The sequence below is a fragment of the Treponema socranskii subsp. socranskii VPI DR56BR1116 = ATCC 35536 genome (assembly GCF_000468115.1).
GTDB lineage: Bacteria > Spirochaetota > Spirochaetia > Treponematales > Treponemataceae > Treponema_D > Treponema_D socranskii.
This window is the reverse complement of sequence record NZ_AVQI01000084.1, coordinates 77,075-94,230: the sequence shown is the minus strand read 5'-3', so window position 1 is coordinate 94,230 and position 17,156 is coordinate 77,075. Positions and strand designations below refer to the sequence as shown.

Here is a 17,156-nt window from a genome sequence, read left to right as displayed (position 1 = left end):
GAATAATATGAAGCAGGCGATTATCGTTATCGATATCGGTATGACAAATAAAAAAATCGCGGTTTACGATGAACACCTCGTACAGCGGGAATCCGTATATAAAGAATTCTCTCCGATTATGATAAAAGGCCCCTCCGGCGATATACCGACACACGATATCGACGGTATGAAAAAATGGTTTATTGAAAACATTCGTCTTTTCGCAAAAGAATATCCCGTACGGGCGATATCGGTGACGGCGCACGGGGCAACATTTGTCTGTGTCGATGAACGCGGATCCGTATGCGCACCGTGTATCTTTTACACCTACGAACCGGGAGAAGATTTTCATCGTGAATTTTATGAAAAATGCGGCAGTCCCGAATCGCTGCAGGCAACAACATATACGCCGCAATTTCCGGCTTTACTGAATTATGCAAAAGGCATTTTATTTTTACAAAAATATTTTGCCGATCGATTTGCACGGACGACGGTAATTCTCGGTTTTCCGCAATATTGGTCGTTTTGGCTTACCGGTAAAAAAGCGTATGAACCGACATATCTCGCATGCCATTCGTATTTATGGAATCAAAACGAACATACGTGGTCGAGTGTCGTAGACAGCTTGGAAATACGAAACCGTATGCCCGAAATATATGTACCGACATGCAACTCTCTCGGATGTATTTCCGCACAAACGGCAAAAGAGCTCGGACTCGACGAATCGGTAATCGTAACGGCCGGTATTCACGATTCAAATGCATCGCTTTTGCCGTATATCGCGCGCGGCAGCGATAAAGACTTTATTCTCAACTCGACGGGAACATGGTGCGTCTGCATGCATCCCGACGTTTCGGAAAACGCAAAATCTTTTTACAATCCCGATGACATCGGTAAAACGGTATTCTTTAATCGAAGCGCGCTCGATACGCCTGTAAAAACCGCAATATTTGTCGGAGGGATGGAAGTCGACACGTATGTACGGCTTTATCAAAAAATAAATAAAACGGATGCATTCCCCGTTTCCGATATGCAAACGGTACAGAAAATACTTTCCGAAAAACGCGTATTCCTTGTACCGGGAGTGCTTCCGGAATCAGGCGTCTTTCCTCTTTCCGCCGCCGGCATTTACGAAGACGGTATATTCTACCCGCTCAACGAGATGCTGTCGGAAAAATCCGTTCCGAAAGTTTTTTTCAACGAAAAACTCTTTTTTGCGCTGCTCGATATTTCCATAGCGATTCAGACGGAAACGAGCGTCGGCTGCGTCGGTTTTTCCGATACAACCTCTCTATATACGGAAGGCGGCTTTCGAAAAAACAGACTCTACAATGAGTTGCTTTCTTCCATCTTTCCGTCGAACAGCGTCGCGTTGACAACTATGAAAGAAGCTACCGCAACAGGCTGCGCTATGAGTGCTCTTATGGCGCTTACCGGTAAGAGCTGTACGGAACTCGGCGATTTTATTAAAATAGAGCAGGTGCCTATTAAAAAAACCGAAATAAACGACTATGAAGCATACAAAGCCGCATGGCTTACGGCGGCGCAAATCAAGAGGTAACACGTATGAGTATAATGGAAGCTGAATTTATTAAATCGTTTATCCGCGTCTGCAGTGACGGCTGGGAATTAGGATGGCATGAACGGAACGGAGGCAATCTTTCTTATCGCATAAAGAGCGAGGAAATCGATGAAGTAAAAGCGTTTTTCAATACCGGCGGTGCATGGCTCCCGATCGGATGCGAAGTCGGCACACTCGCAGGTGAATATTTTCTCGTAACCGGAAGCGGAAAATTTATGCGTAATATACCGCTTGATCCGGAAGCGAATATCTGTATCATCGAAATAGACGATACCGGAAAGAATCTCCGCATCGTATGGGGACTCCGTAACGGAGGAAAGCCGACGAGCGAATTGCCGACCCATTTGATGAATCACGAAGTGAAAAAAAAGTTAAGCGGAGGAGCATACCGCGTCATCTATCACGCACACTGTACAAACGTTATTGCACTTACGTTCGTGCTGCCGCTGAAAGATGAAATTTTCACCCGTGAACTGTGGGAAAGCGCGACGGAATGTCCCGTCGTATTCCCGTCAGGAATCGGCGTAGTGCCGTGGATGGTACCCGGCGGTCGTGATATAGCCGTCGAAACGAGCAAGCTCATGGAAACTTACGACGCCGCTATTTGGGCGCACCACGGTATTTTTTGCGCAGGAGAAACGTTCGACACGACGTTCGGTCTTATGCATACGATAGAAAAAGCCGCAGAAATTTCGGTAAAAGTATATTCCATATCGCAGCATAAATCGCAGACGATCGAACCCGAAGGTTTTCGTCAGCTTGCAAAAGAATTCGGCGTAACATTACCGGAAAAATTTTTATATAAAAAATAATGTTGAAAACCGTTTTCCGCCGTGCTAAAATGGGGCTATGCAGGAATTCAACGACGACACCATCTATATCCTCGATTCGTACGGACTCATCTACCGTTGTTATTTTGCCTTTATTTCGCGGCCGCTGACAAACAGCCGCGGGGAAAACATTTCCGCGCTTTTCGGTTTTTTCAGAAATCTGCACGCGGTGTTTACGCACTATAAACCGCGCTGCATCGCTGCGGCTTTCGATTCGCGCACGCCGACGTTCCGCCACGAAATGTACGATGAATACAAAGCCACACGCGCAAAAACGCCCGACGACCTGCACGCCCAGATCCCGTGGATCGAAGACATTCTCGCATCTCTCGGCATTCCGATCCTGCAGTGCGACGGCTACGAAGCCGACGATATCATCGCGACGGTTGCGGCAAAGGCGGCGGCAAGCGGGCGTACATGCCGTATCCTTTCGGGCGACAAAGATTTGATGCAGCTCGTAAACGGCACGACGCAGATTTTAAAACCCGATACCGCCCTCATTTGGAAAGCGATCGATTCCAACGGCGTTAAAGCCGAATGGGGCGTCCTTCCCGAACAAATGCTCGATCTGCTTTCGCTCATCGGAGACGCATCGGACAACGTGCCGGGCGTAAAAGGCGTCGGGCCGAAAACCGCGTGCAAATACATCGACGCGTACGGAAATCTCGATAACATTTTCGCACATGCGGATGAAATAAAGGGAGCCGCGGGTGAAAAGCTGCGGGCGGGAAAAGACGACGCATATTTTTCACAAAAATTAATAAAATTATGTTACGACGTGCCGTGCGTAAAAAACCTCGAAGATGCGATTCCTCCCGTTTCGTTCGATTTCAATGCCGCCGCGGAAAAGCTTTCATTTTACGAAGCGCCTACCGTCGCAAAATCCTATGCCGCTCTCGCAGCGGAAAACGGAAAGGCGCAATACGAATCTTCCGAACAGGTATCCGATACGGAAGAAGTTCCGATGCTCAAGCCGCTTACAAAAAACAAAGGCGAATACCGCGCCGTAACCGACATCGAAGAACTCAAAAAAATCGTCGACGGCATTATCGCATCGAAAGAAAAATGTGCCGCTTTCGACTGCGAAACGGACAGTCTCGACACGATGAGCGCTTCTCTCGTCGGCTTTTCGCTGTGCACGATACCCGGCAAAGCAGTCTACGTTCCGCTTGTACTCACCGACGCGCTTTTTTCAGGCCCGCTCATTTCAAAGCAGGATGCGCTTGCGCAAATCGCACGGCTTTTTACCGACAAAGACATCACCGTCGTCATGCACAACGGCAAATTCGATTACGAAGTGCTTCGCACGAACGGCATCGCGCTGGGAGGCGGCGACTACCCCGCCCCTTCGTGCAAAATCGCCGACACGATGGTCGCCGCGTGGCTGCTCGATCCGGATAAAACGGGAGGGGCTTCATACGCGCTCGAATATCTTGCGGAAAAAAATCTCTCGCTTTCGGGAATCGAATACGACGATATCGTACCCAAAGGAGGAAGCTTTGCCGATGTGCCGCTCGATAAAGCCGCCGACTACGGTGCCGAAGATGCCGACTTTACGCTGCAGCTTTGGCATCTTTTCCGCGAACGGCTTGAAAAAAATAAATTATTAAATTTATTTACCGACGTCGAAATGAAGCTGCTTCCGATCCTCGCGGAAATGGAACTGCGCGGCATCCACGTAAATACAAAAGCGCTCGACAAATACGACGCCGAACTCACCGGTGAAATCGAAACGGTGCAAAAAGAAATATACGAAATCGTCGGACACGAATTCAATATCGCTTCTCCGAAACAGTTGCAGGAAATTTTATTCGAAGAATTGAAATTGCCGCACGGCAAAAAGACGAAAACCGGTTATTCGACGGACACGACAGTGCTCGAAGAACTTTCGGCTTATCATCCGGTGCCGCAAAAAATTCTCACATACCGCGAAAAGACAAAGCTGCAGTCGACCTACGTCGAAGCGCTGCCGAAACTCTGCGATAAAAACAAACGCTTGCACACGAACTATATGCAGACGGGAACGGCGACCGGACGACTTTCATCGCGCGATCCGAACTTGCAAAACATTCCGGTGCGGAACGAAGACGGCAGGAGAATCCGCTCAGCTTTTACCGCTTTGCCGAATACGCATCTCATTTCGGCAGACTATTCGCAGATCGAACTCGTCGTCCTCGCACACCTGTCGGGCGACAAAAACATGTGCAAAGCGTTCAGCGAGGGCGTCGATATCCACCGCGCAACGGCATCACTTTTATTTTCGACGCCTCCGGAAAAAGTTACGGCGGACGAAAGGAGAGTCGCAAAGACGATCAATTTCGGCATCATCTACGGCATGAGCGCGTTCCGACTCGCGCGCGATTTGGGTATTTCACGAACGCAGGCCGCTTCGTTTATCGAAAATTATTTTACGCAGTATTCGTCGATCAGACGTTTTATCGATTCGACGATTTCGTTTGCCGAAACGCACGGATACGTCGAAACGATTTTCGGACGGAAGCGGAAAATTATCAATATTAATTCGAAAAACAAAACGGAAAAAGCTGCGGCCGAACGCATCGCGGTAAATACGCCCGTACAGGGAAGCGCGGCGGACATCGTAAAACAGGCGATGCTCGACGTGGACTCGTCGCTCCGAAAAGAAAAAAACGGCGCACGCCTTTTGCTCCAAGTGCACGACGAACTCATCTTCGAATGCCCGTCGGAAAAATCCGTCCTCGATGCGACGATCGACATGATACGCAATAAAATGGAAAGCGCGGTAAAGCTTTCGGTTCCGCTCCGCGTTTCGATCGAAGCGGGCAAAAACTGGGGAACCTTTCATTGATCATCTGCATTACGGGCCCCATGGCGGCGGGAAAAAATGCGGCGGCGAAGCTGCTTGAAAAGCGCGGCTGGCTCTGCATCGACGCGGACGCCCTCGTCCACGAGGCGATAGAGAGCGAAGCCGATAAAATCATCCGTACCTTTTCGCAGGACGCACAAAAACGCGGTATCGATATCGTGAGGCAGGACGGAAGCGTCGACAGGCGCTCGCTCGGAAAGCTCGTCTTTTCCGATGCGTCGCTGCTTGCAAAACAGGAAGCGATCGTCTATCCCGCAATCGAAAAATGCGCGATGCAAAAAATCGATTCGCATGAGGCGAAAAACATCGCACTCAACGCGGCCGTGCTTTATAAAACGCCGACTCTCATGCGCTTGTGCCGCGCGATCCTCTATGTCGAAGCGCCCTTTTTGGTACGCCTTTTACGTGCAAAAAAACGCGACGGAGATGCCGTACGCGCGATCTGCAAACGTTTCCGTGCCCAGCGCGGCTTGTACCGAAGTTACGAACAAACCGGTATACCCATCGTCAAGCTGCGCAATGCTTCATCCCTTTCCGCCCTCGAACGAAATACGGAAAAAGCGCTGCGGCATATCGAAGGTTTAAATTGAACGTCTGAAATAGCGCCGTTCAATTTAACTTCAAGTTTGCAGGGCAAGCCGTTTTCTTTACGAATAAATCGCTTAATTATATTTTTCTCGTGCCGATATTTACAGTAGAGTAGTATACTTCTAAGAACTGCAGTTTTTAGAGGTTCCCGATACTCACAGGGGAAAATCATGGAACAAAAAGGTACTTTATGGATCATCGCCGCAGTCGGCATATTTTTGCTCGCCGTCCTCTTGCCGGCAATCATCCTTTTTAAGCCCGATACGCACAAAGTACAAATGACGGCGCCGATCGCCAAACCTTCGTCGGGCGGTTGGGTCGCAACAGGAACATCTTCTCCTGCCGGCAGCGCTTCCGAAAACGGAACAGCTAAAGGCGATGTACCTGCAGATAAAATCGATTCCGAAAATTCGGCAAAATCGGAAGCCGGGGAAACGCAAAGTACGGAACGAAACGCGATGCAGGTGGGAGATATGACCGTCTTCGCGCAAAATGCGACCGTATACGGCATTGAAAATCCCCGAAATACGCAGAGCGCTCCGGACGGATCCACGCTGATCGATTTAAATGCGCTCCGATCGAGCGACACTTTTCCGAGCGATACCGTTACGCCGAAAAACGAAACGAGCGCCAAATCGATGGAGACTGCAAGACAAACACCCCGCACCCCGCAGAGCGAACAAACGCAATATTCCGCAGCGGAATCTCGAAGCGCGGCGGTAAAAGCTCCTGCGAAAAAACCGTCATCCGAACCGAAAACGGCTTCATCGAAAAGCGCTGCGACAAAAACTCCCGCATCGAAAAATACCGTTTCTCCGAAAACGGCACAGAAAAATACCGCGGCAAAACCGAAAGCAAAAACGAGTGCAGGAAAAACGCAGTATTGGGTGCAGGCGGCTTCGTTTGCAAATAAGAACGGCGCCGATGCGGCACGGAGCGTTCTCGACGAAAACAAAATTCCCGCCGATGTGTTTACGTACAAAGACGGTAAAGGAAAAGTATTTTACCGCGTTCGGATCGGTCCCTACGTGACGAAAAGCGAAGCCGAATACTGGCGGACGCGGGTCGCGCAGATAAACGATTTCAAATCGGGAGAAAGCTATATCACGCAGACTTCTTCTGCAACGGATTGAAGAACCTCGCTGAACACGGAATCCGTCAGCAAAGGCTTCCGTGATTTCATGATACGAACGCACAGCCTGCGCCCATAAATTATCAATCACTCACCAGCGCATTGCCGCCGTAAGCGCTCTTTGCGTTTCCCACATACAGCAATACGTCGTCGCCCTGCTTTTGAAAATAATCGCGGATACGGGCGCGGGCATCGCCGGTGTCTTTTGCGTTTTGCATCCGCGTTTGGAAATAGTGCGCAAATGAAAAACCGCGGCAGTAATACGCGAAAAAACGCTGCATACGGGTTTTCCAAAATTCTTTCGGCTGATATTTTTCAAGCATATCGATAAAATCGAGGGCAAGCTTTTCGCGGTCGATCACCGCATCGAAGCTTTCGTGCCGCAAATCCGCTGCAAGTTCGGCAAAAAGCCAGGGTTTTTCGATCCCTCCCCGCGCGATCATAATGCCCGAAGCGTGAGGAGAGGTGCGCAGGGCATCGTGCATCGACGGCACATCGTGCACGCCGCCGTTCAAAACGACGGAAACCCCTTCTTTCGCATATCGCAGGGCAAGGCGTTCGACGTATTCCCATCTGAGAGGCGAGCGGTATTTTTCTTTGCTCGTGCGCGGATGCAATGCAAAAAGCGTTACGCCTTCGGAAACGAGCATATCGCACAACGAAAAAAAACGCTCGTCGGTAAAGTGCTCGTCGCCGAGGCGGAGCTTTACCGAAAGCCTCTTTCCCGAAGGCGAAAGCGCATCTTTTACGCTCCGCACCATAGCGCGAGTTTCGGAAGCATCTTTCGAAAGCCACGCCGCACCCGCACCGCTTTTAACGATGTCCGGAGCCGAGCATCCCATATTGATATCGATCCCGATTCCCGGAAGCTCGGCGAGCATGGAAGCGGCTTCCGCAAGGTGTTCGGCTTTCCGTCCGGTGATCTGCCACACCGTTTTTTCAGGCGCAGGATCGGGAATGACATAGTATTTTTCAAAAGGGCCGCCGTTTACGAAGGTAGCCGCGTTTATCATTTCGGAATAATATTCGTCGCAGCCGCCGAAGCGGTCGACGATGGAGCGGAACGCCGCATGCGTAACCGTCGCGACGGGCGCGCAGATCAATTTCATAGCGCTACTATATCACGTATTAAAAATCGGTAAAAGCTCGCTGCAATCGACGCGGAAAACTTCGCGCTCAGCGCCCGTTGCAAGTGCCGCGGACAATGCGGGCGCTTTTGCAAAAGGGGCTCCCGTGCTACAATGCGCTATGTACGAAATCGAACTGAAAGCGCATGTCGAAGACAGCCGTGCAGTCGCCCGCACACTCGATTCTTTTGCCGAATATATAGGCGCGCTCACAAAACGCGATACCTATTACCGGCTGCCCCTCGCTTGCGTGCCGACCGGCACGGAGGCGGCATCCTCGAAGCGCGCTGACGCAAAAGCTCATTCTGAAAACACAGAAGTGCAGACCCATATCGGCTGCCGCATACGGAAAACGGTGTACGAAAAAACGGGCGAACCGAAAATCACGTTTACGTACAAGCGAAAAGAATTGCGTAAAGATGCCGACGGCATCGCAATTGAAGTGAACGACGAAAAAGAATGTACGCTCTCCGAAACGGATGCGATCGAATCGTTTATCAAAGATGCGGGCGGCAGTATTTCGCACATAAAAGAAAAAATTATTAAAGAGTGGTATGCCGAAACGGAGGCGGGAGCGGCACACATCGAGCTGTGTACCGTGCCGCCGCTCGGAGACTTTCTCGAAATCGAAGTGTTCGCAAAAGACGATGCGCATACGGAAGACGCGAAACGCGCGCTCCTGTCTATTTTCAAACACTGCAGTATCGACGAAAGCGCGATCGAAAGCCGCTATTACAGCGATATGCTCGACGAAGCGAATGAGCGGAAAACTACGGATACCGGTACTCGCAAGCCGCACACGGCAAACGACAATAAATCGCAGGCGGCAAACGACAATAAATCGCAGGCGGCAAACGATGACAAATCGCGGACGGTCGCACACGTCGGTTGAAGAAAGGTGTATTATCGTTTATCATCATCAGGAGGCAGAAATTATGTTCGACAGAAAAAAATACAAATCGTTCGCACGCATCCAATTGAAAAAACGGCGGACTGTGCCCGTTTTCATGATACTCATCTCGACGCTCGTCGTACTGCTTTTATCGCTTCCGTCAATTAAAACGTCGATCGCGATGTACAGTGAAATTTTGCAAGCATCCGCTGTATCGGCTAATCAAAACGCACTCCTCCAAATCGTGCGCAAATATCAAAAGTCGGCACCGCTCGATTCGTTTTTAAATTGGATCGTATTTTTTGTAACGGCCGTCTGTACGATCGCACAATACTGCGTCTATTTAAAAATGTCGAGAACCCCGGATCCCGTATCGTTCGGAGATTTTTTTGCAGGCTTTACGCACTGGCTCCGTGCGATCGGAGCTGCTCTGTGGAGACGGCTTTGGACGTATTTATGGACGCTCGTCTTTATTATCCCCGGTATTGTCAAAGCCATAGCCTACTCGCAGACGGATTATATCGTCGCCGAATTTCCTCACGTGCCGGTAACACAAGCGCTCGATATCAGCAAAAAAATTACGCAGGGATACAAAGCGGATTTATTTGTCCTGCATTTGAGTTTTGTGGGTTGGAATCTGCTGTGCATTTTTACTTTCGGCATCGCATCACTGTGGATTGTGCCGTATCAAACGATGACATACATAAACGCATACCACGGGCTCATGAAACGCGCGCTCGAAACGGGCGTCGTTACGCTCGAAGATATCGGAGATTTTGACGGAGAACGCTATGGCAAACAATAAAAAACGCGGCGGCATCGCCGTATTCGTCGTCATTTTACTCATCGCGGCGGGAATCGGCGCCTACACGATCGCGACGGACAGTTCTCGCTACGACGGCAGCACGGGATTTTTTAACAATTTCATCGTTCGGAAAAATTACATCGCGTCGCTGTACATCGAAGGTGTCATCGAACCGGAAAACAAAACATACAATCACGAGTGGCTTATCGACACAATTCATTCGCTTAAAGACGACGAAAAAAACAAAGCGATTTTGCTGACCGTCGATTCTCCCGGAGGCGGCGTCTACGAATCGGACGAAGTGTATCTTGCACTGTGCGATTATACGGAGCACACCGGCCGCCCCGTCTATGCGTATATGACGACGCTCGCAGCTTCCGGCGGTTATTATATTTCGTGCGCAGCGGAAACGATATACGCAAACCGCAATACGCTCACCGGCTCAATCGGCGTTATCGCAAGTCAATCGGTCGATATGACCGAACTGCTTAAAAAACTCGGCGTCAAAGTGGAAACGATCACTGCGGGAAAAAACAAAAACATGCTCAACATCAACTCGCCGCTCACCGACGAACAGAGGGCTATCATGCAGTCGATCGCGGACGAAGCGTACGAACAGTTTACCGCCATCGTCGCAAAAAGCCGCGGCATGAAAATCGGAGAAGTGAAAAAACTTGCCGACGGCCGCATCTATACCGCTTCTCAAGCGAAAAAAAACGGACTCATCGATGAAATCGGAACGTGGGAAGATGCGCTCTCGTCTCTTCGAAAAGAACTCGATGACGATGAAAGCGTCGTAACGACGTACCGCTACGAAAAAAAAGAATCGCTTTTGGAAAGGCTTTCGGAAGCGGTGAGCAAAGCGGGAAAAACCGACGCGCTCATCCCCGATGCCATCCGAAGCGAACTCATGCTCGGCATTTCATATCCGGCGTATATTTATCGAAAGTAAATGCGGCAAGGATTGGAGGGGCGAAAGTTCCGAAGCGAGCATAAAGCGAGCGCAGGAATGAAGCCGAAAGGCGGAACCCCGAAAAGCCTGTTTTTTGCGATGTAATCGCAAAAAGCCGCCCTTATAAAGCCTTGTATCAATCTTTGAATACGCGGTCGACCGCGTCGGCGAGCAATTCGAGTTTCAGCGGTTTGCGGAAAAACTTTTCGATGCCGAGATCGACGATGCGGTTTTCATCTTCTTTGCTTTCCAGCGCGGTTACGACGATGACGGCGGGTTTTCCGTATGAATTGTCGGCGTTGATTTTGCGGCAAAGCTCGAACCCGTCGACACCGGGAAGATTGAGATCCAAAACGATACATCGGGGTTTTTTCGAAAAAAGCTGCACGCCCGCATCGAAGCCGTCAAAGGCTTGAATTATCTCAAGCTCCGGAAAACGGTCGCGAAGAAATTCAGCGACGAGCGTATTAAACGTTTTGTCGTCGTCGATGACGAGCAGCGTCGAAGAATTGTATGCCGCGCGATTCGTACACGCGCTGAGCAGTCTCATCGGGATGTGCATATTGCGCTCGCTCATAAAATCCGCAAGATCGTCGGGGTACACGCGGTACTGACCGCCGGGCGTTTTGAACGCTTTGAGATAGCCGCTGTTTATCCAGTTGATCGCCGTTTGATTTACAACGCCGCAGATATTCGCAACTTCAAGGGCGGAATATATCACCGGCTTTTCGATTTTTTTCGCCATAGACTCATATCCGTGTTTTCAATAATAGATTTAATAATGGATTTATAGTATAGCGGATCGCGTCGGAAAGAGCAATTACCGTACAACGCACTGTCGACAGGCGTTATCACGGGTGTAAAAAAAGGCGATATGCGCTATAATGACGGTATGACACAGCATTCAGTTCCGCTTCGAAAAGACGTTCCCTCTTCGGACAAATGGGATTTATCGTCGCTGTTCGCATCGGACGGCGATTGGGAAAAAGCGCTCTCGGAAATCGAAACGCTCACCGAAAAAGCCGCCGCGTACAAAGGCAGGCTTTCCGAATCCGATAAAACGCTGCTTTCGGCGCTCAAAGCGTACGAAGCTGCCGACAAAAAACTCGAAGCCGTTTTCAATTACGCGAGCCTGCAGCTGACCGCAGATGAAACCGACTCCGCCGCTCAAAACAAAGAAGGGCGCGCTCGTATGGCGTACACGAAATACCTCGCGGCAACGAGTTTTTTCAATCCCGAAGTCCAATCGATCCCCGATGAAAAGATACGGGCTTGGATGGAAGAGGACGCTTTCCGCGATTACCGCGTCTTTTTGTCGAAACTGCTCCGTATGAAGCGTTATATTTTAAGCGAAAAAGAAGAGCGCATCATGTCGCTGCAAAGCGAAAGCGCATCCGCCGCACACAAAGCTTTTACCGTGTTTACCGACGCGGATCTGCGCTTCGGCACGGTGACGGTCGGCGGCGAAGAGAAGCCTTTGACGCAGTCGACGTGGAGCGTGTTTATGGACAATCCCGATCGGAGCGTCCGCGAAAACGCATATAAAAAATTCTACGGCACTTTCGAAGCTTACGAGCACACGCTCGCATCCCTCTATTCGGGGAGCGTCAATCAGGACGTGTTTTCGATGCGTGCGCGAGGCTATGCGTCCTGCCTCGAAAAAGCGCTCTATCCCGACAATGTGCCCGTAAGCGTCTACCGCAATCTCATCGACACCGTGCATAAAAATCTTCCCGCGCTTCACGAGTATTACGCGCTCAGAAAAAAAGCGCTTCATCTTTCCGAACTGCGCCACTGGGACGTATACGTGCCGCTCGTCAAAAACGTGCGCACGAACACGAGTTACGAAAAAGCGGTCGAAATATGCCGCGAAGCGCTTTCTCCTCTCGGAAGCGAATACACCGACCGGCTCTGCAGCGGACTTCTCGGCGGCTGGGTCGACCGCTATGAAAACAAAGGAAAGAGAAGCGGCGCGTTTTCAAGCGGCGTATACACGGGAAATCCGTTTATCCTGCTCAACTACAAAGACGACGTCATCCGCGACGTGTTTACGATGGCGCATGAAGGCGGACATTCGATGCACACGTGGTATTCGGTACACGCGAATCCCTATATGCAGTACAACTACACGATTTTCGAAGCCGAAGTCGCATCGACATTCAACGAAGAACTCGTGTTCCGCTATCTTTTAAAACGAGCCGAAACCGACGATATGAAAGCCTATCTCCTCGCAACTCATGCGGGCGACATACTCGCGACGCTGTACCGCCAGACGATGTTTGCCGAATACGAACTGAAAGCGCACGAATTCGTCGAGGCGGGAGAGCCGCTTTCGGCGGAACTGCTTCGTAAAACCTATCGATCGCTTCTCGAAGAGTATTTCGGAAGCGAAATGCGGTTTGAAACAAACAGCGATATGGAAGGTTTGCGTATCCCGCATTTTTACAGCGCATTTTACGTATACAAATACGCAACGGGGATTTCGGCATCGCTTGCGCTTGCCGAGCGCGTATTGAACGGAGGCAAAACCGAGCGCGACGATTATTTCAGCTTTTTGAAATCGGGAGGCTCCCACTACCCGATCGAATCGCTCAAAATCGCAGGCGTCGACATGAGCGAAAGCAAGCCGATCGAAGACGCGTGCGCCGTATTCGCACGTATCGTAAAAGAGCTTTCGGCCCTGCTTAAGATTTAGCGAAAATGTGCCGATATATATAAAGTCGGATTTTTTGCGGAAAATCTTACGGAGATTATAATTGAAAGAAACCGAGTTTTACTCTTTTTTGGCAAAGATACCGAAAGCGGAAATACACATCCACATCGAAGCCGTCATGTCGTTTCGTACGATCGAAAAATTGTACGAGCGGCGCTTCGGAAAAAAGATGAGCTCTGCGGACGAAGCCGAACTCTTTTCATACGATAATCTCAACGGCTTTATCAAAGCCTTTCTCGCCGTACAGGATCTTTTTCAATCGGTTTCCGATTTCAAATACGTTTTCGACGACTTCGGAAAATACCTTGCCAAAAACAATATCGTTTACTGCGAAGCCTTTTTCGCGCCTTCCGCGTTTTTAAAAAAAGGATTCGACTACGGCGAAATGATTTCGCTCTTTTCCGAAAAAATCGCGGAGATCAAAGAAAAGCACAACATCGTCATAAAACTCCTGCTCGACGTATCGCGGACATTCGGCTGCGACAACGCGATGAAAAATTACGAACTGCTCAAGCAATACCCGTGTAAAGACATCATCGGCATCGGACTCGGAGGAGCCGAACAAAAGGGCCCTGCAAAAAATTTCGAACCCGTATTTTCGCGTGCGCACGCGGACGGCTTTCATGCAGTCGCACACGCGGGCGAAGACGTCGGACCGGAATCCGTGTGGGACACGATCAAATTTCTCCGCGCCGAACGCATCGGACACGGCATCACATCGGTGCAGGATCCCAAACTCATGGACTACCTTGCCGAAACGCAGCTGCCGCTCGAAGTGTGCATCACGAGCAATGTATTTACGAAGCGCTTTATCGATACCGTCGAAAACCATCCGATCCGCCGTATGTACGACGAAAACATCTTCGTCACCGTAAATACCGACGATCCGCTCTTTTTCAAAACGAATCTCATCGAAGAATATTGGAAGTGCTATAAGAAGCTGCACTTTACGCTTCCTGAAATCAAGCGCCTCATCTGCAACGGCTTCAACGCGTCTTTCCTCTCCGATACCGCGAAAAAGTCCTACATTCGCGAAGTAAACGCCGCGTGGAAAGCTTTCGCGCCTGCAGAGTAAAATACGATTAATAATTATTAAGTTGAACGTCGGTGAACGAAGCTAGAGCGGCAATCTGTGTATCAAAAGGTCCGATCGGAATACCTTTGTTTTGTCGTTAAATTTATTTTTTTGAAAGATTACTTTAAGTATTAATTTAATTTTTCTCTTCTTAAAACTTCATAGTATTCTTTTACTATATTCGAAGATCAAACGGTAATCCTCCCACAGCAATACTTTTCTTGAAAAAAATCCTGATAGCTGTCGGTAAATCCAGTCCGTAATGATTATAGATATCAGTAACTTCATCTTTTAGAGCTTCATCAACTCTGACTTGAACAAGTGCCGTATTTATCGTACGTCCTTTTTAAGTTTTCATTCTTTTACCCAATCTTCAATAACCCGTATGCGGGCAGTAGAGCAAATTGTATCCGTAAGACCAATTTTCACCGCCGGCCGGTTACCGCGCGGCTTCGCCCTTCCGCAGAATGCGGAAGGGTGAAAAAGTCGTTCATGGCCAGTTTTTCGAGTTGCCTTAATAATTTCCTTGCAGAACCGGCCGACGCTAGTCGGCGTTGCGAACCAGGCGGAACCCACAGTAGATGTAGTAGCGGTTGTCCGGGTAGCTGTAGTACCGGTCAGCAACCTGCGCGTAGCTGGCGCTGTCATTCCAAGAACCGCCACGTCGACAGCGGCCAGAACCCCACGCCGAGCCCGCGGCGGGCGTAGAACTTGTTATGCTTCCGTACCGGTCCCAGCACCATTCACTCACGTTCCCGCTCATGTCGTACAGTCCGTAGCCGTTCTTTTTCTTTGTCTTCACGTCCCTGGTTCCGTTCGTGTTCGAGTCATACCATGCCACTTCATCTATATTGTCGCTTCCGGCGTAAGTGTAGTTCTCTCCGCTGCGGGCAGCCCACTCCCATTCCGCTTCCGTCGGAAGCCGGTATCCGTCCGCATCGAAGTCGCATGTAGCGGCGTTCCATGTAGAGTCGTCTGAACTCGGAACTGTACCCCAGTCGTTAGGATTCGTCGAACCGTCGATTTTATAGCAGGGGGTAAGGTTTTCATTGATGGAAAGCCTGTTGCAGTATACGATCGCGTCATACCAAGAGACCTTGTTTACAGGATTCTTGCCGGCTGCGTCTCCCGTAAGTTTGTTGCCGTCCTTATCGTAAGCGTCATCCGTGCTCGGGTCGCTCTCTATGCGCGCCTTGTACTCCGCCCTCGTAACCTCGTGGTCGCTCATGTAAAAGGATTTTATCTCAAAAGATCGTCCGTTCACAAATACTTCTGAACTAGGTGTCCAGCTTTCCATTCCTGTAATTAAAGTGTCGGGAACTTTCACGAAGCCTTCGGGGATGTTGTTGACTGAGGTATTTACGCCTACCTTATGCTTAACTTCCGCGCTCTTGTTTCCGAGTTTGTCAGCGCTCGCTATGTAGTAGGTGTAGTATGCCTTTGTTCCGTCGATTCCTGTGAATGTCTTGGTTGCGCCTTTTACGCTTTCCGCTTGCGACCTTGCGGAGTCTGTCGTTCCGTCGTTCATCGTATACGAGATTTCCACATGATCAAAGTCGCTTTCGCTAGGGTTTGTCCAGTTCAGGATTATCTCATTGTGCGTGTTTGAATATACTGCCAAAACATTTTTTACTTTGGAAGGCGGCGTAAAGTCAAATTTACCTATGGTAATCTGCTCCGTCTCCTCTCGTCCCGATTCGTCAAGAACCGCAACCGTGTACGTTCCGTTTCCTTCGGCTTCGCTTGCCGCCGTGACGGTGAACTTGCCGTTTGATTTGACGCTTCCCGTAACGTCCTCTGCACCTGTGTCTGAAAGGAGCGTTTTCGCGTTCACGCTTCCGTTCTTTTTGTACACGACCTTCTTCAGTTCGGCGGCTGTCGTTACCTCTACCTTTACATCAAGGCTTGTGTTCGTGGCGGCATCCGGGACGCTCAAAGCGATCGTCATCGGTGAATTCGCGCTGACGGCGACCGGCGTTGCCTTTACCGTTACGCCCCCGCTCTTGTTTCCGCTTGTGTCCATTGTCCTTACGGTGAACGTGTACTCCGTGCCGTTCGTAAGACCCGAGACATAGCAGCCGCCGGCACCTTGAGCTGCCATCATGCTTTTAACGTTCAGCGCGGGAAGTGCAGCCCGGTTTATCGGGGCGCTTCCGCTGTAGCTTACTTCGTAGCCGTAGATGTCACTGTCAGAAGCGTCCGTCCAGGTAAGAAGCACTCGGCTGTCTTTTGCCGTCGCCGTAAGGTTTGTAACGGCGGCAGGCGCAGTCTCGTCTACTTCCACGGTCTTTGTCTTTATGGAAACTTTTCCCACGGAAACAGGACTGTTTTCAATACCGTCCTTTACGGCGATCGCCTTTATTTCCACGTCTTTGTCAAATGTCAACGGTGCGCTGTATTTTACGCTTTTTGCGTTCGGCTCCTTGCCATCCGTCGTATAGAAAATCGACGCCCCTTCCGTTGCGGTTGCCATTGTGATTTTTACACCGGCTTTCCCGGCATCTTCTGCCTTGAAGGTTACGGCTGACGCATAAGACTTCTCTTTTTCTACCTCTACGGTGTTTTTGCATCCCGCAATCCAGATTACGGCAATCGCCGCCACTATTCCGATTTTTCTTAAACAGGTTCTCATAGTT

Annotated in this window: 14 protein-coding genes; 10 read left to right on the top strand and 4 right to left on the bottom strand. The window is 49.9% G+C overall.

Translation table 11 applies throughout. The features are described 5' to 3' along the window. The first annotated feature begins 7 nt into the window (after positions 1-7). The 5 genes from HMPREF0860_RS12640 to HMPREF0860_RS12620 all read left to right on the top strand — a co-directional run bounded on the left by HMPREF0860_RS12640 (position 8) and on the right by HMPREF0860_RS12620 (position 6,957). On the top strand, positions 8-1,540 hold the full coding sequence (locus HMPREF0860_RS12640; RefSeq protein ID WP_021495839.1) for an FGGY family carbohydrate kinase: 1,533 nt from the start codon (positions 8-10) through the stop codon (positions 1,538-1,540). Between the two features lie 5 nt (positions 1,541-1,545). Then, complete coding sequence (gene rhaD / locus HMPREF0860_RS12635) at positions 1,546-2,373, top strand: rhamnulose-1-phosphate aldolase (protein ID WP_021330777.1); 828 nt, start codon at positions 1,546-1,548, stop codon at positions 2,371-2,373. A gap of 37 nt (positions 2,374-2,410) precedes the next feature. Continuing rightward, positions 2,411-5,218 (top strand): DNA polymerase I, encoded by a 2,808-nt coding sequence (gene polA, locus HMPREF0860_RS12630; protein WP_021330758.1) that lies wholly within the window; start codon positions 2,411-2,413, stop codon positions 5,216-5,218. Next, positions 5,215-5,826, top strand: coding sequence for a dephospho-CoA kinase (coaE, locus tag HMPREF0860_RS12625; RefSeq protein ID WP_021330842.1), 612 nt, complete (start codon positions 5,215-5,217; stop codon positions 5,824-5,826). Before polA ends, coaE begins: the two co-directional genes overlap by 4 nt. Positions 5,827-5,994: 168 nt before the next feature. Continuing rightward, positions 5,995-6,957, top strand: a complete 963-nt coding sequence (locus HMPREF0860_RS12620; protein ID WP_021330668.1) for an SPOR domain-containing protein — start codon at positions 5,995-5,997, stop codon at positions 6,955-6,957. An 82-nt stretch (positions 6,958-7,039) separates the two neighbouring features. Here the strand turns inward: HMPREF0860_RS12620 and HMPREF0860_RS12615 are convergent, their stop codons facing one another. Beyond that, positions 7,040-8,065: a tRNA-dihydrouridine synthase family protein gene (locus HMPREF0860_RS12615; protein ID WP_021495856.1), complete on the bottom strand. Its 1,026-nt coding sequence runs from the start codon at positions 8,063-8,065 to the stop codon at positions 7,040-7,042. Positions 8,066-8,204: 139 nt separating this feature from the next. Between HMPREF0860_RS12615 and HMPREF0860_RS12610 the strand changes: the two genes are divergently transcribed. From HMPREF0860_RS12610 to sppA, 3 genes are read left to right on the top strand one after another with little or no spacing between them, the layout of a single operon-like run. Beyond that, on the top strand, positions 8,205-8,975 hold the full coding sequence (locus HMPREF0860_RS12610) for a CYTH domain-containing protein (RefSeq protein ID WP_021495840.1): 771 nt from the start codon (positions 8,205-8,207) through the stop codon (positions 8,973-8,975). 43 nt (positions 8,976-9,018) lie between these two features. After that, a complete protein-coding gene (locus HMPREF0860_RS12605) occupies positions 9,019-9,780 on the top strand; it encodes a DUF975 family protein (protein ID WP_021495854.1) in 762 nt (253 codons plus the stop codon). After that, positions 9,767-10,732, top strand: a complete 966-nt coding sequence (gene sppA / locus HMPREF0860_RS12600; protein WP_021330750.1) for a signal peptide peptidase SppA — start codon at positions 9,767-9,769, stop codon at positions 10,730-10,732. Before HMPREF0860_RS12605 ends, sppA begins: the two co-directional genes overlap by 14 nt. A 136-nt stretch (positions 10,733-10,868) precedes the next feature. On the opposite strand, the gene HMPREF0860_RS12595 is transcribed toward sppA, so the two are convergent. Continuing rightward, a complete protein-coding gene (locus tag HMPREF0860_RS12595) occupies positions 10,869-11,477 on the bottom strand; it encodes a response regulator (RefSeq protein WP_021330846.1) in 609 nt (202 codons plus the stop codon). Between the two features lie 147 nt (positions 11,478-11,624). On the opposite strand from HMPREF0860_RS12595, the gene pepF reads away from it, so the two are divergent. Both pepF and add read left to right on the top strand, forming a co-directional pair. Next, positions 11,625-13,427 (top strand): oligoendopeptidase F, encoded by a 1,803-nt coding sequence (gene pepF, locus HMPREF0860_RS12590; RefSeq protein WP_038081383.1) that lies wholly within the window; start codon positions 11,625-11,627, stop codon positions 13,425-13,427. 61 nt (positions 13,428-13,488) lie between these two features. Then, positions 13,489-14,520 (top strand): adenosine deaminase, encoded by a 1,032-nt coding sequence (add, locus tag HMPREF0860_RS12585; RefSeq protein ID WP_021330732.1) that lies wholly within the window; start codon positions 13,489-13,491, stop codon positions 14,518-14,520. A 175-nt stretch (positions 14,521-14,695) separates the two neighbouring features. Here add and HMPREF0860_RS14250 read toward each other — a convergent pair whose 3' ends face one another. Together HMPREF0860_RS14250 and HMPREF0860_RS13460 are read right to left on the bottom strand one after the other, a co-directional pair. Beyond that, entirely contained in the window at positions 14,696-14,854 is a 159-nt protein-coding gene (locus HMPREF0860_RS14250; RefSeq protein WP_269208046.1) for a type II toxin-antitoxin system RelB/DinJ family antitoxin, read from the bottom strand. A 210-nt stretch (positions 14,855-15,064) separates the two neighbouring features. Further along, positions 15,065-17,152 (bottom strand): SUMF1/EgtB/PvdO family nonheme iron enzyme, encoded by a 2,088-nt coding sequence (locus HMPREF0860_RS13460; protein ID WP_021495852.1) that lies wholly within the window; start codon positions 17,150-17,152, stop codon positions 15,065-15,067. Positions 17,153-17,156 lie beyond the last annotated feature (4 nt).